A 21,384-nucleotide genomic window follows, 5' to 3' on the forward strand; every position below is an offset into this window, starting at 1 on the left:
CCGTAGGAGCGGTTCGATAGTAAGGATTACTCTCGATCGCGGCGGGTGGACCGCCGGAGCCGATCGGCGGCCGTTCCAGTCAACAACCTTCTATACTCGTGGCAGGCAACGAGAACCCATGCGAGACGTCTGCATCGTCGGCGGTGGGGTCGCCGGACTCGCCGCCTCGATCTTCACCGGCCGGGCCGGACTGGACACCCTCGTGGTCGACGGAGGAGAATCGATCCTCGCGCGTAACGCGAGCCTCGAGAACTATCCTGGCTTCCCGGGCGGGATCGACGCCCGCCGCTACCTGCAACTGACCCGCGAGCAGGCCAGCGAGGCGGGGGCGTCGTTCGAACTGGGGCGGGTCACGCGCGCCGAACCCCGCACAGAAACGGCCCTCGAGGAGGGATTCGTCCTCGAGACCGAGGGTGGCGACCCGATCGAGGCCCGGCGCGTGATCGCCGCCTCGTGGCCGGACAGCGACTATCTCGTCCCCCTCGACGTCGGTCGCACCCAGCGCGGGAGCAAGCACGTCGTCGCGGTCGACGAGGGCGGCCGGACGGCCGTCGACGGGGTCTACGCGGCGGGTCGGATCGCGGACAGACCCCACCAGGCGATCGTCGCGGCCGGCCACGGGGCGACGGTCGGCCTCGCGGTCATCCACGACTCCGAGGCGAACTTCTACCACGACTGGGTCGCCCCGGAGGGGTACTTCACCGGTCGCGGGCGCGAGGTGCCACCGGCCTGCGAGGAGATCGACGACGCGGAACGCCGGGCGCGGGACGAGCGGGCGCGGAAGCGCCTTCTCGAGGCCTTCTCGGAACCGCTCGGCGAGAAGCCGACGATGCACCCGAGCGTCGATCGGGAGGACGACTGATCGGCGGTCCTCGAGCGCGGAGTCGCCGAAACGGGTGCGGAGAGCGCAATTCTTATCAGCCAGTTGGCCGTTCGCGGCGAACGGCAAGATGAAGATCCGACGACTTCCCAGCACGGACAGCGCCGTCCGTCGCTTCGCCGAGGACCTGTGGCTGCCCTACCACCGCGAACTCGAGGCGACCGTCGACGCGCACGCGCTGGCCGACGACGTCGACCTCGTCGCCGAGGAGGTTCCGTTTCGACTCGAGCGACTCGAATCGGAGGGGTATCGCGCGTGGGTCGCCGTCGACGCGACGGGAGACGAAGGCGACGAGGCGGAGCGAAACGCGGGCGACAGCGACCTCGCCGACGGCGACGCTGTCCTCGCTGGATTCGTCACGACCGAGATCGACGAGACGCCGACGGTCTTCGATCGCCCGGACCAACTCGTCGTGGGCGACATCTACGTCCGCGACCCCTACCGCGGAACGGGCCTCGCCCGCGACCTGATCGACCGCGCGGCGGAGCGAGCGCGGGCGGCGGACTGTCCGGAACTGGTGCTCGACGTCGACGTCGACAACGAGCGTGCCGTCAGGTTCTACGAGGCCCTCGGATTCGAAACAGCCCGTCGCCGACTGCGAGCCGGGGTCGACGAGGTGTCGTCCGACCCGTAACCGCCGGGTCGCTCGCTATCCTTAACACGTCCCCATGAGAATATCGGGCAAATGCTCGAGGGAGTCAACGTCGCGCTCGGGATAACCGGCTCGATCGCGGCCGTCAAGACCGTCGAACTGGCCCACGAGTTGCGACGGCAGGGGGCCGAAGTGCGCGGGGTTATGACCGACAGCGCGCGGGGAATCGTCCATCCCTGGGCCGTCGAGTTCGCGACCGACGACGACGTCGTGACCGAGATCACGGGCGGCGTCGAACACGTCGATCTCTGCGGGTACGACGGCTGGGCGGACGTCCTGCTGATCGCGCCCGCGACGGCCAACACGGTCGGCAAGATCGCGGGCGCCGTCGACGACACGCCGGTGACGACCTGTGCAACCACCGCGCTCGGGGCCGACACGCCGGTCGTGATCGCGCCCGCGATGCACGAACCGATGTACGACCACCCCGGCGTGCTCGAGGCGATCGAGACCGTCGAGTCGTGGGGTGTCGACTTCGTCGACCCGCGCATCGAGGAGGGGAAGGCCAAGATCGCGAGCGAGGAGGCGATCGTCTGTGCCGTCGCGCGCGCCGCGGGCGATCGGCCGCTCGCGGGCGAGCACGTCGTGGTCACGAGCGGCGCGACGGCCGAGGAGGTCGACCCCGTCCGGGTACTGACGAACCGATCGTCCGGTCGGATGGGCCGTGCCGTCGCGAAGGCCTGCTACGCCCGCGGAGCCGACGTGACGCTCGTCCACGGGGTCGTTGGTCCGCGACCGGTCTCCCGCGAGCCGGCGCTCTCGGGCGGCGACCTTCCCTACGCCGACGTCCGCGAGGTCGAGACGGCCGACGACCTGCTCGCGGCGACGCTCGAGGCCTGCGAGGACGCCGACACGCTCGTCTCGGCCGCCGCGATCGGGGACTACACGGTCGAGACCAGCCCGGAGAAACTCCGGTCGGGTCAGGACCGCACGCTCGACCTCGAGCCGACGCCGAAGGTCATCGACGAGGTCCGCGATCGGTTCCCGGACCTGCCGATCGTCGGCTTCAAGACCGAGACGGCGGACGACGACGGGGCCATGATCGAGGCCGCGCGGAAGACGCTCGATCGGGTGAGCCTCGCGTTCGTCGTCGCCAACGACGCGAGCGTGATGGGGGCCGACCGGACCCGCGCGCTGCTGGTCCACGAGGGCGACGCCGCCCGCTACGAGGGGACGAAGACCGGGCTCGGGAGCGAGATCGCGGCCTCGGTCGCGGCGATGCTCGGCGACCAAGCGTCAGACGGGTAACAGGCCTCTATCACGGCAGCTGACGGGTCAGGAGAATTATATAGGTGGCGTTCCTGCCACGAATTAATGGGTGTGCGACCGGATTTGACCGGCGCGCCGAGGTGATCCGTGGTGGCCCAGCAACAGCAAAGCGAACCCGACGACCCCCTCTCGAAAGGCGAAATCTTCGAAGTTCTCAGGAACCAGCGGCGGCGCTACGTGCTCCAGTTTCTGAAACAGGACGGGCGACCCGTCGAACTGGGCGATCTCGCCCAGCAGATCGCCGCCTGGGAGTACGAGACCACGCTCGACGGCGTCACCCCCGAGCAGCGAAAGCGCGTGTACACGACGCTCCAGCAGACGCACCTGCCGAAGATGGACACGGCCGGCATCCTCGAGTTCGATTCCGACCGGGGAGTCATCGAACCGACCGATCGAACGCGGGACATCAGCGTCTACCTCGAGATCGTCCCGGGAAGCGAGTTCGCGTGGCGGGAACTGTATCTCTCGCTGGGCGCGATCAGTTGCGCGCTCGTCGCCGCGCTGTGGCTCAGGATCTATCCACTGATCCTGCTGTCGGATCTGGCGTGGGCAGGGGTCATCGCCGTCACGTTCACCGTGACGGCGATCGCCCACATCTACCACGAACGGAATATGCGCGTCGGACAGGGTGAACAGCCGCCGGAACTGAGCTACGGAACCGACGACTGACCGCGAAGGGTGTGTGGACGCCTCACGTTTGCTCGTCGGTATCGTCAACTTTTACTCCGCTACCGACCGATCCACGACATGGATCAGTTGAAACGGTCGCTTCTCGAGGCGCCGATCATCGAGAAAAACGGGTACCACTACTTCGTTCATCCGATCAGCGACGGCGTTCCCAAACTCGATCCGGGCCTGCTTCGCGAGATCGTCATTCGAATCATCCGCAAAGCCGAACTCGAGAACGTCGATCGCATCGTCACCCCGGCCGCGATGGGCATCCACATCTCGACCGCGGTGTCGCTGATGACCGACATTCCGCTGACGGTGATCCGCAAACGGCAGTACGGGCTCGAAGACGAGGTCGCGATCTCCCAGAAAACGGGCTACTCGGAGAACGAGATGTACATCAACGACGTCCGTGAAGGCGAGCGCGTGCTCGTCTTGGACGACGTGCTCTCGACCGGTGGCACGCTCGCGTCGGTGCTCGCGGCACTCGACGAGATCGGCGCGGAGGTCATCGACACCGTCGCGGTCATCAAGAAGGTCGGCGGCGAGAACAAGGTCGACGACGCCGGCTACCACGTCAAGACCCTGATCAACGTCGACGTCGTCGACGGGGAGGTCGTCATCGTCGACGAAGACGGCGACGACTGACCCTCTCCCGGCACCCGATAGCAACGTAACGACGGATTACGAGGGGCGTGTCCGTGTCGTGGCGTCGGCGATCTCGCCGATCGGACGCCAACAGTCGAGGGTGCGAACCCGATGCTGTCTCCCGAAAACGCGATCAGTTCCAACAGTGCTCGTTCGGACGGGGCGAACATGTTAGGAGTTCACACGGCCGCGTCCCGGAACAATAATCTGTACGTACAACTGAAAATTGCCGCATCATATGGAGGGTTTATCTGCTTGTTAATGCAAATATGCTTTATTTCTTTATTTCCGTAGATTCTACGCCCATCATGGTAATGAGTCACTACTCTTGATGGAAACGCACGCCGGAACGTTTATGAATCATGTATGATTAATCCACGCTTATGTCCGATACTCCGAATCGGAAGGACGTGGATCACTCACGAAGACGGATGCTAGCAGCTCTCGGTGGGACCGCAACGGTCGGTCTCGCTGGCTGTTCCGCCCTGCTCAGCGACGACGAAGAGGACGACGATGACTCGACCGGCGACTACGAGACGTCCGAACACGCGGACAAGGCTCAGGCAGCCTGGGAGCGGATCATCGAGAACCCGGGTCCCGACGCGGAAGACACCCGGACCCAGGCGTACGTCGAAATCGAGGAAGCCGTCCGCGACGACATGGTCCTGCTGCCCACGCACCACGGCAAGGGCGAGTTCTTCTGGTACGACTACGTCGACATGCCGAAGGTGGGCGCGCTCGGCCGCCACCACGTGCAGCACAACCGGACGGAGGTGGATGGCGATACTGAACTGAACCTGATCAACGCCACCTTCGACGAACTGGACCCGATCATGTCGACGGACACCGCGTCCGGCGAGGTCATCGCTCAGATCTACGAGACCCTGACGACCTATCCGGCCGGAGTCGCGGAGATCGAGAACAACCTGCTCGACTCCTTCGAGACGTCCGAAGACGGTCTGACGTGGACGCTCACGCTCAAGGACGGCGTCCAGTTCCACGACGGACGGGACCTGACGGCGGACGACGTCGTGTACTCCTTCCGTCGACTCGCCGAGTCCGAATACAGCGAACGAGTCAACTTCATCACCGAATCGACGGGCGGTCTCGGTATCGAGCACGAAACGGACGACGAGGGCGGCATCGTCCCCGACTCGCTGGGAATCGAAGTCATCGACGACCTCACGCTCGAGGTCACCCTTCGGGAACCGAACCCGGCCGCACTGGACGTTCTCTCGTACGACGGCTTCGCCATCGTTCCGGAAGGACTCGTCGGGGACATCGAGGGGTACGACGGCGAAGTTACCCACGACGAGTTCCGGACCGAAATGGCCAACGGGACCGGTCCCTTCGAGTACGACCAGTTCAGCCCCGGTGAGAGCATGCGCGTGGTCCGCAACGACAACTACCACGGGACCGTCGCGAGCGTCGAGTCCCTCCACTGGGAAATCATCGAGGAACCCGAAGCGAAGTTCACCTACTCGATGGAACAGAACGCGGACTTCTTCGAGATCCCAACCAACCAGTACGATCCCGAACTCATCGACGCCGAAACCGACGACAGAGGCCGTGAATCCGGCACCTACGGACCGGTCGAGAACGACGAAACCCTGAACTACCTCGGGGTTCCCGAACTGTCGACGTTCTACTTCGGGTTCAACGTCTCCCACGTCCCGAAACCCGTCCGCGAGGCCGTCGCCTACGTCACGAATCACGAGGAGTTCATCGAGGACGTCCTCCTGAACCGTGGCTTCCCGGCGTTCAGCTTCACGCCGCCGGCGATGTGGCCGACCGGACAGGACGGGTACGAGGGCTGGGTCGACGAGTGGCCGTACAGCCCCAACGAGACCGATCGGGAGGGTGCCCGATCCGTGCTCGAGGACGCGGGCTTCACCGAGGACGATCCCTTCGAGATGGAGATCACCGTCTACGAGACGAGTCCGGCGTTCCAGGACATGGCCGAACAGGTCCGAGAGAAGCTCTCGGGGCTCGGCGTCAACGTGACGTCCCAGTCGACGCAGTTCTCCACGCTCATCGACCGCGGTGAAGACGGCGACCTCGAGATGTTCTCACTGGGCTGGATCTGGAGCTGGCCGGACGTCGCGTACGGCCACTTCGGCTTCGAGCCGAAGAACACCGACACCTCGAAGATGCCCGGCGAGGCGAACGGGTACTACCTCGACTGGCAAGAGAACCTCGACGAAGAGGCCTGACCACGAACCGCCGTACCGGTTCCCGTTCTCGAAACAGCGAAACGAAATATTTAGATACATGTGCGAAAGTCACACGATCGTGTAAATATGCAAGGTTATCCGCAAAACACCCACCGAAGTGTACGTGACCTCCCATGAGTCGGTGGAGATACTTCTTCAAACGGCTCCTGCTCTCGGTCCCGGTCCTCTTCATGGTAATGACGTTTATCTTTATCCTGCTCCGGATGGGGCCGGTCGATCCCGTCGCCGCGAGGCTCGGCCCCGAGGCCTCGGGAGCGGAAGCCGAGCGGATGCGCGAACGGCTCGGACTCAACGATCCGCTCTGGGAGCAGTACCTCGACTTCGTTACGAACTTCCTGACCTTCGACCTGGGCCAGTCCTGGGTGATCTACGGGGACATGGAAGTCACCAGAATTATCACCTTTGCGGGCCCGCCGACGCTCTGGCTCGGATTCTGGGCGGTCCTGCTTCCGCTGTTTATCGGTATCCCGCTCGGATTCTACGCGGGGCTGAATCCCAACAGCGGCGGTGACTACCTCGCGTCCGTAGGCGGCATCCTCTGGCAGGCGATGCCGAACTTCTGGCTGAGCATCATCCTCCTCGCCGTCCTCCGACAGACGAAAGGCGGCGGATGGTTCGGCTTCGACTGGTACACGTTCGGTCCGGACATAACCGGGTTGAGCATCACGGGAACTCCGGATCTGGCGTTCCTCTCGATCAGTTCGATCGACGTAGCGGGAGCAATCTCGATTCCGCTCCTGACCGGCGTCGACTGGGGCGCACTCGCGGTCGACATCAAACTCATCCTCCCGCCCGCGATCGTCCTCGGATCGGCGTCGATGGCGGCCGAACTCCGCATTGGACGAACGGCCATCCTGGAGACGATTAACTCGAATTACGTCGAGACGGCCAAGGCAAAGGGCCTGAAAGACCGCGCGATCGTCTGGAAGCACGTCTTCAGAAACGCGCTGATCCCGCTCGTCCCGGTCATCACCAACGAGGCGTTCCTGTTGATGGGGGGATCGGTCATCGTCGAGTCGATCTTCAACATCAACGGCCTCGGCCGGATTTTCTTCCTGGCGACGGTACAGGGTGACCTGCCGCTCGCGGGAGCGTTGCTGTTCGTCTTCACACTGCTCATCATCTTCCTGAACATCTTCCAGGATCTGCTGTACACGATAATCGATCCACGAGTGGGGTACGAACGATGACCGCGAGAGAACACGCTGAGACGATCGAATCGACAGATGATGACTCGACGCTTCGTGAGCGTGTCGCGGCCAACCCCGGCCCAGCACTGTTCTGGCTGGCCGGCGCCGCAGTCCTGTTCGCGCTCGAGTTCGGCCGCTACGTGGGCTGGCTCTCCAGACTCGGGACGGCCGTCAAGTACGCGTTCGAGCTGTTCGCGCTGATTCCCGGCTGGATCGGGGGCAACGTCGGCGACGCGACCGCTCCCCTGGTCGGTTACCTCGTGATGGACGCCGTTTCGTTGCTCATGATGTTCGGCATCGCCGTGCTCCTCATGCGAGGCACATCCTGGTCGCTCACCGACCGGTTCGACGTCGGTGTAGGCGATCGGGTCCTGTACGTCCTCGATCGAGCCGTCGTGACCGTCGTCCTCGCTGTCGTCACGATTCTGCTGACCGCCACGCCGGTCGGAACGATCCTCGGATCCGCGGTCGGTGGCGTGTTCGACGCGCTGTCGTCGCTTCCGACGCTGACCAGTCGCGAAGTCATTCCGAACCAGGGCTACAGGACGCCGGACGGCGGCTGGGAGGGAACGTTCCTCGGACTCTCGCCGGCCGTGGCGTGGGGCATTCGAACCCTCCTCGTCTACGGCTACGCCCTCGTGGCGGTCGTCTGGGCCTGGAAGGGCTACAACGTCTTCCGGGACCACTACCGGCAGGCCGACTGGACGCCGCGCGACGACACGATTCGTCGGTTCCGGAACCACTACTGGGGGCTGTTCGGGCTGTTCGTCGTGATGCTGTTCATCGTCACGGCGCTCTGGGCACCGGCCGTCAGTCCGACCACGGCCGAACAAAACATTCACTCCCCGTACTCGTACGAGATCGAGCACCTCGACGACGACGGCGAACTCACCACTACGACGCCCGGTCGGGCGAACCTCAACAGCCAGTCGAACGGGCAGAACACGGTCGGGCCGATGAGCTACGACGACTACGATCGCTGGGCCCCGCTCGGGACGACCGCGAAGGGGCAGGATCTGATGACTCACGCTGCCTACGGCGCCCGGACGTCGCTGGTGATCGGTCTCCTCGCTATCGGCCTCGGCGGGCTGATCGCAGTCACCATGTCGCTTCTGACCGCCTACTACAAGGGGCTGGTCGACGTCCTGACGGTGATCGCGAGCGATACGATCATCTCGATTCCGGCGTTCCTGCTCGTCATGATGTTGTCGGTCATCTTCAAGAGCGGCAATCATCCGATCGCGGATCCGCTCAACGGCGGGCTCCTCCTCGGGTTGATCTTCGCGTTCGTCTACTGGCCGGGGATGTGGCGGACGATTCGTGGGCCATCCCTCCAGGTCGCAGAGCAGGAGTGGGTCGACGCCGCCCGCAGTTACGGCCAGTCGCCGACGAACACAATGCGTAAACACATGGCACCGTACATTGCCGGGTATATCATGATCTACGGCTCGCTGTTGCTCGGCGGCATTATCATCTCTACCGCCGCCCTGTCGTTCCTCGGGCTGGGTATCAACCCGCCGACCCCCGAGTGGGGACGGCTCGTCGACGACGGGCGATCGTTCGTCGCCACGTCGTCGTGGCACGTCGCGACGATTCCCGGCCTGCTGATCGTCCTCGTCGTCACCGCGTTCAACGCACTGGGTGACGGGATCCGTGACGCGATCGATCCGGAGGCCGACACCGGGACGGACGATGCCGGTACCGCGGCCGTCGGAGGTGGTGGATAATGTCCCTCCAGCAAACCCCCACGGAGTCGGCCGCGCAAACCGACTCGATCGTCGAGGTGCGGAACCTCCAGACGGCGTTCTTCACCGAGAAGGAGACCGTTCGAGCGGTCGACGGGGTCTCGTTCGACATCAGCCCGGGCGAGACCGTCGGGATCGTCGGCGAGAGTGGTTCGGGGAAGAGCGTCACCGCCAGGTCGATCATGCGGCTCATCGACTCCCCCGGACGGATCCTCGACGGCAGTAGTATCCGGTTCAATCACCTCGAAACGGTCCGGGAGTACGCCTCGTCGTTCCCCGGTCGAACCGTCGAACTCGACTCGATCGCGGCCGAGTACGATCCGGTCACGCTGTTCGAGCGTGGAACGATCGACGCCACGCCGGCGGCGTTCGGGTACGACAGCGCGGCCGAGGTGCCGCTCGCGGACGTCGTCGCCGCCGGATACGGCGACGAACTCGGCCTCGTCGACGAGGACGACTGCGTGTTCGTCACGGAGGGCAGTGCCGACGACCCCGAGAACATCACGGACGGGTTCGTCGAGATCACCCGTCTCAGTGGCGAGCCACAGCGGCTCATGCGCGGCGGCCGGATCGCGATGGTGTTCCAGGACCCGCTGACGAGTCTCAATCCCGTCTACACGGTCGGGAACCAGATCAAGGAGGCGCTCCGTCTCCACCAGGGTCTGAAAGGCGAGGAAGCGACCCAGGAAGCGGCGAGCCTGCTCGAGGACGTCGGGATTCCCGACGCGCGCCGGCGCGTGAACGAGTATCCCCACCAGTTCTCCGGCGGGATGCGCCAGCGTGCCGTGATCGCGATGGCGCTGGCCTGCGATCCGGAGGTGTTGATCTGTGACGAGCCGACGACGGCGCTGGACGTGACGATCCAGGCCCAGATCCTCGACCTGCTGGCCGACCTGCAGGAAGAGCGCGACCTCGGGATGATGTTCATCACCCACGACATGGGCGTCATCGCGGAGATCGCCGATCGGGTAAACGTCATGTACGCCGGCGAGGTCGTCGAGACGGCCGACGTCGAGACGCTGTTCGCGAACCCGGCACACCCCTACACGCAGGGCCTCCTCCAGTCGATTCCGGGACGGCAGACCGGCGATCGGCTCCAGACGATCGAAGGCAACGTGCCGACCCCGAACGAACCGGCGACCTACTGCCGGTTCGCGCCCCGGTGTCCGAAGGCGTTCGACGAGTGTGAGGCGGTTCACCCCGCCTCGGTTCCGGTCGACGAGGACGCGGACGGCCACACCGCGGCCTGTCTGCTCTGTCCGGAACACCTGTCGACTGCAGACGCGGTGGCCGAGCATCGACGACGAAATTCGAGGCAGAACGGAGGCGAGAACGAATGAGCAAGGAACTGAGTCAGGAGGCGAGCGCGCTCGAGACCGAGACGTCGACCGACGCCGACGGAGAGGCGATGATCGAGGTCAATGGCCTGAAAACCTACTACGACGACGGCGGGCTGTTCGGCGGCACGCCGGTCAAGGCGGTCGACGGCGTCACGTTCGACATCCGCCGCGGCGAGACGCTCGGACTGGTCGGCGAGTCCGGCTGTGGGAAGACGACCCTTGGCCGGACGCTCATCCAGCTCGAGGACGCGACCGACGGCGAGGTCCTGTTCGACGGGACCGACATCACACAACTCAGCGGTGACGACCTCCACGAGTGGCGACGGAACGCACAGATGGTGTTCCAGGACCCCGAGTCGAGTCTCAACGACCGGATGACGATCGGCGAGATCGTCCGCGAACCGCTCGACGTCCACGAGTGGGGGACGCCACGCACGCGGCGCGAGCGGGTCAAGGAGTTGCTCGACACCGTCGGACTCCAGCGCGAGCACTACTACCGCTATCCCCACCAGTTCTCCGGCGGCCAGCGCCAGCGGATCGGGATCGCCCGGACCCTGGCGCTCGAACCGGACTTCGTCGTGCTCGACGAACCGGTGTCGGCGCTGGACGTCTCCGTCCAGGCCGAAATCATCAACCTGCTCGAGGACCTGCAGGAGGAGTTCGGGCTGACGTACCTGTTCATCGCACACGACCTCTCGGTCGTGCGCCACATCTGCGATCGGGTCGCAGTGATGTACCTCGGGAACATCATGGAACTCGGCCCGACCGAGGAACTGTTCACCGACCCGTCGAACCCGTACACGCAGGCGCTCCTGTCGGCGATTCCCGAACCGGACCCGACGAGCACGCGCGAACGCATCACGCTCCACGGGACGCCGCCGAACCCGCGGTACCCACCCTCCGGCTGTCCGTTCAGCACGCGCTGTCCGGCGCGGATCCGACCGGAAGAGTACCGCGACCTCGACGACGAACTCTGGGTGCGGATCAACACCCTCCGGGAAGTGCTCAGCGAGCGCAAGCGCGCGGAACGATCGATCCGCGAGCGAATCCGTGAGAAAGTCGGGAAAGACACGCGCTTTGCGACGATCGAAGAGACGTACGACGAACTGTTCGGCGACCAGGACGTGCCGTCGCGCGTCGAGTCCGTGCTGACCGAAATCGCTGAGCACGCGCGCGCGAACGACGAGAGTGCTGCGATCGCCCTCCTCGACGAGGAGTTCGGCAGTATCTGCGAGAGCGAATCGCCGGCGTATCACACCGTGTCCCGTAACGGGAAGCAGAGCTACTGTCATCGCCACGAGGACGGGTACCGGACGTCCGAGGCCGTCCTCGATCACCGGCATCGGTGACGATGCCGGCGCGCGACTCGATGGGGGAGCGATTTCGATCACTCGCTCGAATCTGGGCGGACGCGCTCACGTACGCCCTCGCGGTGACTGCCGTGGCTGCCGTCGCCGCCCTGGTGCTCAGCGTCGCGACCGGGGGCGGACTCGTCCGCACGAAGGCGTTCCTTTTCGTCGGCGGCTGGGTGCTTCTCGCCTACGCGACGGTTCGGCTGTGGCCGACCTCGCCGGAGGACGTCGGGGACCCCCAGCGGAATCGCGTCGGCGAATCGTTGCCCGAAACGGAGACGTCGACGCGGTTCCAGACGTTCGTCCGGCGCCTGCCGCCGATGCGATGGATCCAGTCGCCGCCGCCCGAGGATCGAATGACGACACAGGGGAAGCTCCTGCTCGGCAGTCTCCTGGTGTTGTTGCTGTCGTTCCTGCTGGAGACCGTCTTCGGTGTCGGCTGAGCCGCCGTTCCCTGGATCGGTCCGAAAAGAGTTATCCGGTTCCCACCACCACAGTCGAGTATGATCGACGACCCCGACGTTTCTGATCCCCGGATCGCCCGCCAACAGGATCCCCAGGGAGTGCAGACGGAAGCCTGGAAACGAACGCTCGAAGACATGGAGGCGATCGCCGAGAGTCGCCGCGACGACGGGTGGGAGGTCGTCACCATCATGGCCGCCCACACCGACACCGTGAGTCGTGACATGGGCGAAGAGGACACGTTCGGGCTCATGCACGTCGTGCCGAACAATTACGTCGACAGATTCACCGACGTCTACGACAGCGACGAGTTCACCGAGTACCTGGCGTACGGGACCGACGTCAACGGATTCATGTTCGTCGTGACCGAGCTGATCGATCCGCCGGCCGAGCGATCGATCCTGATCGCCAGCCGGTACGACATGACTCGCGCCGAGGGCATGATCAACGCCGCGGAAGACGCGGGCGTCCTGTACACGCACCTCAAGACGATCGACGGGACGATCATCGGCTCGTTCGAGCACGAGGAGTACGAACCGCTGATTTCCCGGCCGAACGCGTAGCGCGCGTCGCCCGGCACCGGTCGGCGGCAGTCGTTCCGTGTCCCAATTCGGCGGTTGCGAGGCGATCGCCGCCCCTCACGACGGCAGGTCACCGACCGACGCCCGGAAGATCGCACCCAACACTATCGCGATCGAGACCAGCCCGAACGCGAGGACCAGTGCGACGTTCGCGAGCACGTAACTCCCCAGCAGCGCGGCCACCAGACCGACGGCGGTAAGCGCGACTGCGGCGACGGCGAGGGCGACGCCGACCTGTCCGAGTGCTCCGAGCGAGCGCGGTGGCTCCCCGGCGTCCGTCGGGGCCGGGGAACCCTCGTCGACACCGTCTCGGTCCATACGCTCCCGTCTCGGGAGCGGACCAAAAAATCCACTGCGACGAGACGATTCGAACGGGGGAACGCCGCCGGCTCACTCCGTCAGTCGGAGTTCGTCGGGTTCCGCCGGGGCGTCGTCGAGGAGATGGCAGGCGGCCTCCTGGCCGCCGCTACAGCCCTCGAGTTCCGGTTTCTCGCGTTCGCAGACGGTCGTGAATTCCTCCGCGAGACGCGCTTTCGCGCGCTCGGCCTCGCCCTCGAGGATCGCGTCGAGCGCGTCGTCGACCGCCGCCTCGGCACGCGGATCGTCCAGGCGATCGGGAACGTCGTACTCGGTCCGGATCCACCGTTTGCAGTCCGCGTCGTCGATCGCGTCCGGTGACGGGTCCTCGAGACCCTCGTATTCGCCGTCCGATTCCAGCACGCCCACCTCGACGATGCTCTCTACGTCGATCGACTCGCGCTCGACCTGTTTGCGGAAGTTGAGGACGGCTCGCCAGATCTCCTGTGGGAGATCGATCCCCGACGGCGGGATCACCTCCGGACAGCGCGTGTGGAACCGACAGCCGCTCGGCGGGTCCGACGGGTCCGGGACGTCGCCGGTGAGTTCGACGCCGAGACCCCGATCCGTCGGGTCGGGCGTCGGGATAGCGGACAGCAGCGCCCGCGTGTAGGGGTGCTGTGGATTCGAGAACAGCTCCTCGGTCGGCCCGACCTCCACGAACTCGCCCAGGTACATCACCGCGACGCGGTCACACACCTGGCGGACGACGCCCAGATCGTGACTGATGATGAGTACCGTCAGCCCCAGTTCTCGCTGGAACTCGTCGATGAGTCGGAGGATCTCCGACTGGACGGAGACGTCGAGCGCGGAGACGGGTTCGTCGGCCACGATGAGTTTCGGGTTCACCGCGAGCGCCCGGGCCAGCCCGATCCGCTGTTTTTGGCCCCCCGAGAACTCGTGTGGATACCGTTTCATGTCCGACGCCGAGAGGCCGACCCGTTCCAGGAGGTCGGCGACGATCTCCCGGCGTCGATGGCGATCGGTCATCCCCTGCACGACGAGCGGTTCCGCGACGGCGTCGCCGACGTTCATCCGGGGATCGAAACTCGAGTCCGGGTCTTGGAAGATCAACTGGACCTCGCGGCGGAACTGACGGAGTTCCGCCGCGTCGTACTTGAGGATGTTCTCGCCCTCGAAGCGGACCTCGCCGTCCGTCGGCTCCTCCAGGCGAACCATCGACGCCGCCGCGGTGGACTTGCCACACCCGGACTCGCCGACGATGCCGAACGTCTCGCCGCGTTCGAGTTCGAGGCTGATCCCGTCGACCGCACGGGCCCGGCCGACTTCGGTGTTCAGTACTCCCTCGGTGATCGGATAGTGTTTTTTCAGCCCGTCGACGCGGAGCAGCGAGTCGTCGGAGCGGCTCATCGTCGGTCACCCCGCTCGACGCCGTCGGACGGGGACGGCGATCCGGCCGGTTCCAGGTCGGCGTTCAGGACGGTACTCGAATCTCGCCCCGGTTCGAAGTGAACGCAGGACGTCGTGTGATCGGGCGCGTCCCCCACCTGGTGCATCCGCGGTTGCTCGTCGGTTCGACAGGCGTCGATCGCGTGCGGACAGCGATCCGCGAACCGGCAGCCGGGCGGCGGCGACCGGGGATCCGGGAGATCGCCGGGGATACCACCGATCCCGCCTCTGCCGGGGAGACAGTCGAGGAGCGCCCGGGTGTAGGGATGGGCGGGCGTCTCGAAGACGTCCACGACCGATCCCTTCTCCATGATCTTCCCGGCGTACATCACGGCCACGCGATCGGCGATTTCGGCGACGACGCCGAGGTCGTGCGTGATGAACAGCATCCCCATGTCCCGTTGCTCCTGGAGTTCCTTGAGCAGCTTCAGGATCTGGGCCTGGATCGTCACGTCCAGCGCCGTCGTCGGCTCGTCGGCGATCAGCAGGTCCGGTTCGCAGGCCAGCGCGATCGCGATGAGCACGCGCTGTTTCATCCCGCCGGAGAACTCGTGTGGGTAATCGTCGAGTCGGGAACTCGCCTCGGGAATACCCACCTGCGTGAGCAACTCGACGGCGCGCTCGCGGGCCTCGGATTTGGTGACGTCGGCGTGGAGTTGAATCGCTTCGCGGATCTGCCAGCCGATCGTGTACACCGGGTTCAGCGCACCCTGCGGGTTCTGGAAGATGTGGCTCACCTCGGCGCCCCGGACCTGGCGGAGTTCGTCGTCGGACAGTTCCGTGATCTCCCGCCCGTTGATCCGGATCGACCCCTCGGGAATGTAGCCGGGCGGGGACTTGAACAGCCGCGTGATCGCTTCGCTGGTGACGGTCTTTCCCGATCCGCTTTCGCCGACGATCGCGACAGTTTCGCCGGGTTCGACGGAGAGGGAGACCCCGTCGACCGCTCGCACGTCTTCGCTGTCCGTCCTGAAGTACGTGTGGAGGTTCGAGATCTCCAGGAGCGGGCGATCGTCCTGCCTGGTCGATACGTGGGCGTCGGTCGTGTCGTCGTCTCGTGTACTCATTCTCCACTCCCTCCGTGTCTCGGGTCGAGCGCGTCCCGGAGCGCGTCGCCGAGGAAGTTGAACGCGAGGATGGTGAAAAACAGGAATCCACCCGGGATCGTCGAGATCCACCACGCGGTGCCGAGTTGATCGCGACCGTCCGCGATCAGCCGCCCCCACGACGGAACCGTGGGGTCCCCGAGGCCGAGGAACGCGATCGCGGCCTCGGCCAGGATGATCGACGGGATCGTCAGCGTCGCGGCGGTGATGAGGCTGTTCGAGATATTCGGCAGGAGGTGTCGACGGATCGTCCAGACGCTCGATGCGCCGGCGTTCTTCGCGGCCTGCATGTACGGCTCCTCGCGGCGCTGGAGCGCCTCCGAGCGCATGATCCGGGCGGAGGATCCCCACCCGAACAGGCCGAAGATGAGGATCAGCACGAACAGGCTGCCGCCGATCGTGTACGCGAGCAACAGGAACAGGAAGAACGTCGGGAACGTCATCTGGATGTCGACGTACCGCATCAGCACCTCGTCGACGAGGCCGCCGTAGTAGGCGGCCGTCAGGCCGACCGCCGCCGCGACGGAGATGCTCATCAGGGTCGCGATCAGTCCGACCTGCATGCTCACTTCCATCCCGTAGATGCTCGACAGCAGGATGTCCTCGCCCGATGAGGTCGTCCCGAGCGGGTGCTGCCAGCTTCCCTGACACATCGTCACGCCGTCGACCATCGTCGTCCCGCCGGCACAGGTCGTCCCGGCGTTGTACGCTTCGATCGAACCCCAGACCGGCGGCTGGTTCTCCAGCCCCGGCGTCGGTCCGGGTTCCGGCAGGACGCGCGGGCCAATAATGCCGATCGCGAAGGTCACGATCAGGTAGAGCCCGCTGATGACGGCCGCCTTGTTCTTCCGGAACTCCTTCCAGTAGTAGCGGGTCATCCGCGGGTTCTCGTACAGCGGGACGACACCGTAGTACAGGAGGACGAGTAGCGTGAACGACCACAGCCAGTCGACCGGCGAGACCGGTCCGAGAACCGGGAACGTCGCCTGTCCGGTTTCGGCGACGAACCGGGTGTAGAGGTCGTACGCCACGCCGATCGTCCACAGGCTCACGACGACGAGCCAGGCGACCTGTTTTTTCGATCGCGCCACGCCGTCGGCGTCGATCTCGTCCCAGTCGACCCGCTCGAACGTCGCATCCCCGGGTGCGGTACCGCCGTCCGTCTCCGTCCGCGTGTCCGTATCCTCGCCCATTAGCGATCACCGTAGTCGATCCGCGGGTCGAGCACCGCGTACATGATGTCCTCGATCAGGTTGCCGACGATCGCGACGAACGTCGGCAGGAGGATCGTTATCGCGACCAGATCGGTATCCTGCCTGATGATGGCCTGGAACGACGCCAGCCCGATGCCGGGGATCCCGAACACCACCTCGATCAGGTACGAGCCGAACAGGACCAGTCCGAGGATCCGCCCGACGAGGATCGTCATCAACGGAATCGACGCCGGCCGGAAGATGTGCCTGGCGACGATCGCCCGGTCACTGACGCCTTTCGACTTCGCGGTCTTGACGAAGTCGGCGTCGACGTACTCGAGCGCTTCCGCGCGCGCGTAGCGCATGACGGAGGCGATCGCGCCCGTCATCAGCACGAACGTCGGCAGGATGAGCTGTTTGAGGTTCGCCGGACTGAGGATGCCGACGTAGCGCTCGCCCTCGAAGTCCTGACGGAAGAACGCCGGGTGGTCGGAGCCGGCGGTCTCCAGCAGCGTCCAGCTCCCGTCGGCCGCCTTCGGGAGTGCCTCGTTCCAGCCGATCGGCACCCAGCCGAGCCACGATCCGAAGACGACGAGCAACACGATCCCGAACCAGAAGTTCGGAATGCTGATTCCGAAGAAGGCGGCGAACGTCGCCGCGTAGTCTTTCTTCGTGTACTGGTTGACCGCCGAGTAGAGCCCGATCACGGTCCCGATGATCGTCGAGAGAACGATCGCGGGAACGCCGTACAGCAACGAGTACGGCACGGTATCACGGACGACGTCGATGACCGGCTGACTGTACTCGTAGGACCAGCCCCAGTCACCCTGGAAGACGTTCGTCATGAAGTCGACGTATCGTTCGTGAAACGGTCGATCCAGGCCGAGCCGTTCCTTCTCGGCTTGGACTGCGGTTTCGACGTCCACGTCGTTCACTGCCGCCTGGAACTCCGCCTGCATGATCTGCTGGTTCGGCACCTGGTCCATCAGTACGAACGTGATCGTGAGGATGATGAACGAGGCAAAGGCGGCCCAGAGCGTCCGACGAATGATATACCATTTCATAGAGAGTGTATTGGAAAACTCCGTGCTGTGTTCGTAGTCCGCGCGGCTCAGACCTCTTCGAGCGTGAAGTTGTCGTTGTCGCGCAGGAGGTCACGCGCCGCGACGATGTCGTCCTCGGTGATGTCGATGCCGTAGACGTCGACCGACGACTCGTCGTACCAGTCGGACCACGTCGGCTGGAACGTAACTGCGGGGTCTGCCTGTCCGCGCTGGATGTCCTGGGTGATCGTCTCCTTGTCGACCACGCGCGCGATCGCTTCCCGTCCGTCCCGCTCCCGGGTCAGGGTGCTCCCGTTCGATCGCTGGTTGAAAAAGAGGAAGCTGATGTACGGATCCTCCTGATCTTCGACGCGGATCTCGTCGACGGCTTCCTGGAACTCCTGGACGTTCTCGCTCGGGAGTTCCATCCGATCGGCCTCTGCGTTCCGGAACCGCTCGACGCGGGTCGACTGTTCGGACTCGACGTCGAACTGGAACTGGTCGAAGTACGGCGCGTCCGCCCACGCGTCGTCCATGACCTGGACGTTGCTGTCGTCCGTGTGCTCGTGCATGTAGTAGTCGTCGTTGCGAACGGCGGTGAACGACCCCGTCTGTCCGGGCGTTCGATCTTCGAACGTGTACGCGCCGAGGTTCCCGGTCCAGGTGAACTCCTGCACCTCGTCGGACTGGCGAAGCGCCTCCGCGTCCGGCGCGTACTCCTCGTAGAGCGCCCGCGGGTAACAGTACTCGCCCCAGAGGATCGGCCGGAGCGGGAACAGCGGGTCCGGCTCGACGAGTTCGAGCTGGAACTCGAGTTCCCCGGTCTGCTCGACGTTCTCGACGTCCACCCAGTCCGCAGGCTGGCCCGGGGGCTGATCCTCGTTCCACATGTCGGCGGCGTCGTCGGCCACCCCGTGGACGTTCTCGATCTGGAAGACCCAGTCCTCGGCGGTCATCTGTCCGTACGAGTTGCCGTCCGCGTCCGTTCCGAACTCGAGGTTGTCCCGGAGGGTACACACCCACACCTCCCCGTCGCCGCTGTCCTCGACGTCCATGAACAGCGGGAAGACCTCGTCGTTCGTGTCGACCGCGTAGGAGTAGTCGGAGATGAGGCTGGTCCTGTTGCTCGACGGGACGTCCTCCTGTTCGGGCAGGTACGCCTCGTTGAACTGGTTGCCAGTCAGCCAGACGTAGTCGCCGCCGACCGACTGGTCGTTCCGGTACCGGTTAATATACCCGGGTGCGTAGCCGTACTGATTGAACTCGTCGGACGTGTTGATTTGCTCCTCGAACCCCCAGAACCGAAGCGACTCCGACATGAAGTTCGCCGGGAGTTCGTCGGTGAGCGCACCCATGATCTCGTTGAGGTACTCCTGTTTGTCTGCTTCCGTTTCGGCGTTCCGGAAGTCCTCGTACAGGCCTGCCATGTCGACCTCGGGAACGTAACCGTAGGCGTTCGTCCCCGAGTCTTTCAGCCAGAACGTGTCGGTGTTCCCCGGGGTCCGCGGGTAGGAGTTGGCGGCGATGCCGTAGAGCATGTCCCAGTCGGAGACGGTCCGGGTTCGGTCCGGCGGGCCGGCGTTGAACAGTCCCGGGTTGTACTCGAAGTCCTCCGGATCCTCGTCCGGCAGCGGTTCGGATCCGAAGTGGTCGCCGATCAGTTGCGTCTTGCCCTCGAGTTGCAGGTCGACGCCGATCTGCTCGAGGTCGCTCTGGATCTGGGACGCGACGTCCTGGTGCGTGTCGTCGCCCTGGTCGAAGAAGATCGTCGGCGCGATCCGATCGCCGTCCGGGCCGTACAGTTCGACTTCGGGCAGGTCCGCTGCCGGATCGCTGTCGTCGTCAGTTTCGGACCCGAAACAGCCGGCGAGACCGGCAGTGGCACCGATGCCGACCGTCTGGAGGACTCGTCGGCGGGAACTCGTCACTTTTAGTTTCGCGTGATCTTCTGCCGTGGAACGATTTGGCATGATAGTCGATCATGATCTTCAACATATATATTTATCGGAAGATGACTCGCCGCGTCTAGATCTCATTGAATAGAGTCACAAATATGAAATACGATACACTAGTATCGTATTACTATGGGATTAGGGGGTGGTATCGGGCCGACATCCAACGATCGGCAACTCTCGTCGCTCCGGATGGAACGAGTCGATCGCCGTCGAGACCCGATCGCACCGCTATTCGCGTCTCGTTCAAATTCTCACTACTCACGACACTCGTCACTCCGCTCCTCGGTATTGTTCGCGTCGAAACGTAGCGGGAGGTAGATTTGAACCACGCCGAGACGTACTCACTGCGATGCGCGCGTCTCGTCTGGTTCAAACTTCCACCGTGCTATACTTGCCGCTCGCGAATTTGCTCGCGGCAAAAGTATAGCGGGAGGTAGATTTGAACTACGCCGACTTCGGTCGCCTTGCTCCCTCGTCGTCTACTTCAAATCTACTCCATACTCTTTCGACGCTCACGACACTCGTCACTCCGTTCCTCGTTGTTGTTCGCGTCGAAAAGTAGCGGGAGGTAGATTTGAACTACCGATCTGCGGGTTATGAGCCCGCCGGAATCTCCTGGCTATCCCATCCCGCTACCAGATTATACCCGAGTGCCCTAGTTAAGGGTTGTGATTCGGCCGCCGTATGTGGGTTTCTACCGTTAGTCCCGATGTACCTTCCACGTGAACAGGCTCTCGAAGGTGTAGTTGACGACAAATCCGACGGCGAGGCCGATCACGTTCGCGAGCAGATAGAACACGTCGAACAGGGTCACCAGTCCCCAGTACACCGCGAGCGTTACCAGGAAGCCGGCGAACCGGACCACGTACGATCGGCCGAGCCGTTTGCCCAGTGCCCGCGGTGACATGTCGCCGAACGACGCGAACGTCCACGCCTCGTTGATCGCGAAGACGACCCCGATCGCGATCGCCCAGGCGACGACCTTCGCGAGGACGAATCCGGCGTCGGCCAGTTCGACGAGCACGAGGAGAACACCGTTGTCGACGGTCGCGCCGACGACGCCGACGCCCGCAAACTGGCCGAACCGGGTCGTCGAGACCAGCGCACGACCCCGCGTCCGGATGGCGTCGGCGAGCGAATCGCTCATCGTCGGGGGGTCAACCTCGCGAGCGCGCCCGACGCCGCGCTCTGGTCTCGAATCCCGTCTGTGCGTCCGATCGTCGGTTCGCGATCGCCGTGTGGAACCGGTCTTTCCGGTGGCGCGCCCGACGGAGACCGGTCCCGAGTTCTCGACTCGG

19 protein-coding genes and 1 tRNA gene are annotated in these 21,384 nt (G+C 64.6%); 12 read left to right on the plus strand and 8 right to left on the minus strand.

Features of this window, described 5'->3' with window-relative positions; genetic code table 11:
• The first annotated feature begins 118 nt into the window (after window positions 1–118).
• From MUN73_RS13550 to MUN73_RS13605, 12 genes are all read left to right on the plus strand, one after another.
• Window positions 119–862 carry an NAD(P)/FAD-dependent oxidoreductase gene (locus MUN73_RS13550; RefSeq protein WP_250141025.1) on the plus strand — a complete coding sequence of 248 codons (744 nt, stop codon included), beginning with the start codon at window positions 119–121 and terminating at the stop codon, window positions 860–862.
• An 88-nt stretch (window positions 863–950) separates the two neighbouring features.
• On the plus strand, window positions 951–1,514 hold the full coding sequence (locus MUN73_RS13555; protein ID WP_250141026.1) for a GNAT family N-acetyltransferase: 564 nt from the start codon (window positions 951–953) through the stop codon (window positions 1,512–1,514).
• 51 nt (window positions 1,515–1,565) lie between these two features.
• On the plus strand, window positions 1,566–2,780 hold the full coding sequence (gene coaBC, locus MUN73_RS13560; protein WP_250141027.1) for a bifunctional phosphopantothenoylcysteine decarboxylase/phosphopantothenate--cysteine ligase CoaBC: 1,215 nt from the start codon (window positions 1,566–1,568) through the stop codon (window positions 2,778–2,780).
• Between the two features lie 111 nt (window positions 2,781–2,891).
• Window positions 2,892–3,470 carry a DUF7344 domain-containing protein gene (locus MUN73_RS13565; RefSeq protein ID WP_250141028.1) on the plus strand — a complete coding sequence of 193 codons (579 nt, stop codon included), beginning with the start codon at window positions 2,892–2,894 and terminating at the stop codon, window positions 3,468–3,470.
• Between the two features lie 78 nt (window positions 3,471–3,548).
• Complete coding sequence (gene hpt / locus MUN73_RS13570; RefSeq protein WP_250141029.1) at window positions 3,549–4,118, plus strand: hypoxanthine/guanine phosphoribosyltransferase; 570 nt, start codon at window positions 3,549–3,551, stop codon at window positions 4,116–4,118.
• A 431-nt stretch (window positions 4,119–4,549) separates the two neighbouring features.
• Complete coding sequence (locus MUN73_RS13575; RefSeq protein WP_250141356.1) at window positions 4,550–6,331, plus strand: ABC transporter substrate-binding protein; 1,782 nt, start codon at window positions 4,550–4,552, stop codon at window positions 6,329–6,331.
• 134 nt (window positions 6,332–6,465) lie between these two features.
• Complete coding sequence (locus tag MUN73_RS13580) at window positions 6,466–7,542, plus strand: ABC transporter permease (RefSeq protein ID WP_250141030.1); 1,077 nt, start codon at window positions 6,466–6,468, stop codon at window positions 7,540–7,542.
• Window positions 7,539–9,269, plus strand: a complete 1,731-nt coding sequence (locus tag MUN73_RS13585; protein WP_250141031.1) for an ABC transporter permease — start codon at window positions 7,539–7,541, stop codon at window positions 9,267–9,269. Before MUN73_RS13580 ends, MUN73_RS13585 begins: the two co-directional genes overlap by 4 nt.
• Entirely contained in the window at window positions 9,269–10,627 is a 1,359-nt protein-coding gene (locus tag MUN73_RS13590; protein ID WP_250141032.1) for an ABC transporter ATP-binding protein, read from the plus strand. The genes MUN73_RS13585 and MUN73_RS13590 overlap by 1 nt, the downstream gene beginning before the upstream one ends.
• Window positions 10,624–11,976, plus strand: coding sequence for an ABC transporter ATP-binding protein (locus MUN73_RS13595; protein ID WP_250141033.1), 1,353 nt, complete (start codon window positions 10,624–10,626; stop codon window positions 11,974–11,976). The genes MUN73_RS13590 and MUN73_RS13595 overlap by 4 nt, the downstream gene beginning before the upstream one ends.
• 20 nt (window positions 11,977–11,996) lie before the next feature.
• On the plus strand, window positions 11,997–12,422 hold the full coding sequence (locus tag MUN73_RS13600; RefSeq protein WP_250141034.1) for a DUF7555 family protein: 426 nt from the start codon (window positions 11,997–11,999) through the stop codon (window positions 12,420–12,422).
• Between the two features lie 60 nt (window positions 12,423–12,482).
• Entirely contained in the window at window positions 12,483–13,004 is a 522-nt protein-coding gene (locus MUN73_RS13605) for a DUF7529 family protein (RefSeq protein WP_250141035.1), read from the plus strand.
• Window positions 13,005–13,079: 75 nt separating this feature from the next.
• Here MUN73_RS13605 and MUN73_RS13610 read toward each other — a convergent pair whose 3' ends face one another.
• The 8 genes from MUN73_RS13610 to MUN73_RS13645 form a co-directional block, all read right to left on the minus strand.
• Complete coding sequence (locus MUN73_RS13610) at window positions 13,080–13,340, minus strand: hypothetical protein (protein ID WP_250141036.1); 261 nt, start codon at window positions 13,338–13,340, stop codon at window positions 13,080–13,082.
• A gap of 72 nt (window positions 13,341–13,412) precedes the next feature.
• Entirely contained in the window at window positions 13,413–14,750 is a 1,338-nt protein-coding gene (locus MUN73_RS13615) for an ABC transporter ATP-binding protein (RefSeq protein WP_250141037.1), read from the minus strand.
• Window positions 14,747–15,856, minus strand: a complete 1,110-nt coding sequence (locus MUN73_RS13620; protein ID WP_250141038.1) for an ABC transporter ATP-binding protein — start codon at window positions 15,854–15,856, stop codon at window positions 14,747–14,749. Before MUN73_RS13620 ends, MUN73_RS13615 begins: the two co-directional genes overlap by 4 nt.
• Window positions 15,853–17,088 (minus strand): ABC transporter permease, encoded by a 1,236-nt coding sequence (locus MUN73_RS13625; protein ID WP_250141039.1) that lies wholly within the window; start codon window positions 17,086–17,088, stop codon window positions 15,853–15,855. Before MUN73_RS13625 ends, MUN73_RS13620 begins: the two co-directional genes overlap by 4 nt.
• Window positions 17,088–18,152 (minus strand): ABC transporter permease, encoded by a 1,065-nt coding sequence (locus tag MUN73_RS13630; RefSeq protein WP_250141040.1) that lies wholly within the window; start codon window positions 18,150–18,152, stop codon window positions 17,088–17,090. Before MUN73_RS13630 ends, MUN73_RS13625 begins: the two co-directional genes overlap by 1 nt.
• Before the next feature lie 47 nt (window positions 18,153–18,199).
• Window positions 18,200–20,101, minus strand: a complete 1,902-nt coding sequence (locus tag MUN73_RS13635) for an ABC transporter substrate-binding protein (protein ID WP_250141041.1) — start codon at window positions 20,099–20,101, stop codon at window positions 18,200–18,202.
• A gap of 544 nt (window positions 20,102–20,645) precedes the next feature.
• A tRNA-Met gene (locus tag MUN73_RS13640) sits at window positions 20,646–20,720 on the minus strand.
• 66 nt (window positions 20,721–20,786) lie between these two features.
• Window positions 20,787–21,233, minus strand: a complete 447-nt coding sequence (locus MUN73_RS13645; RefSeq protein ID WP_250141042.1) for a GtrA family protein — start codon at window positions 21,231–21,233, stop codon at window positions 20,787–20,789.
• Between the last annotated feature and the right edge of the window lie 151 nt (window positions 21,234–21,384).

This window comes from Halosolutus amylolyticus, from assembly GCF_023566055.1.
In the GTDB taxonomy this organism is placed as follows: Archaea; Halobacteriota; Halobacteria; order Halobacteriales; family Natrialbaceae; genus Halosolutus; species Halosolutus amylolyticus.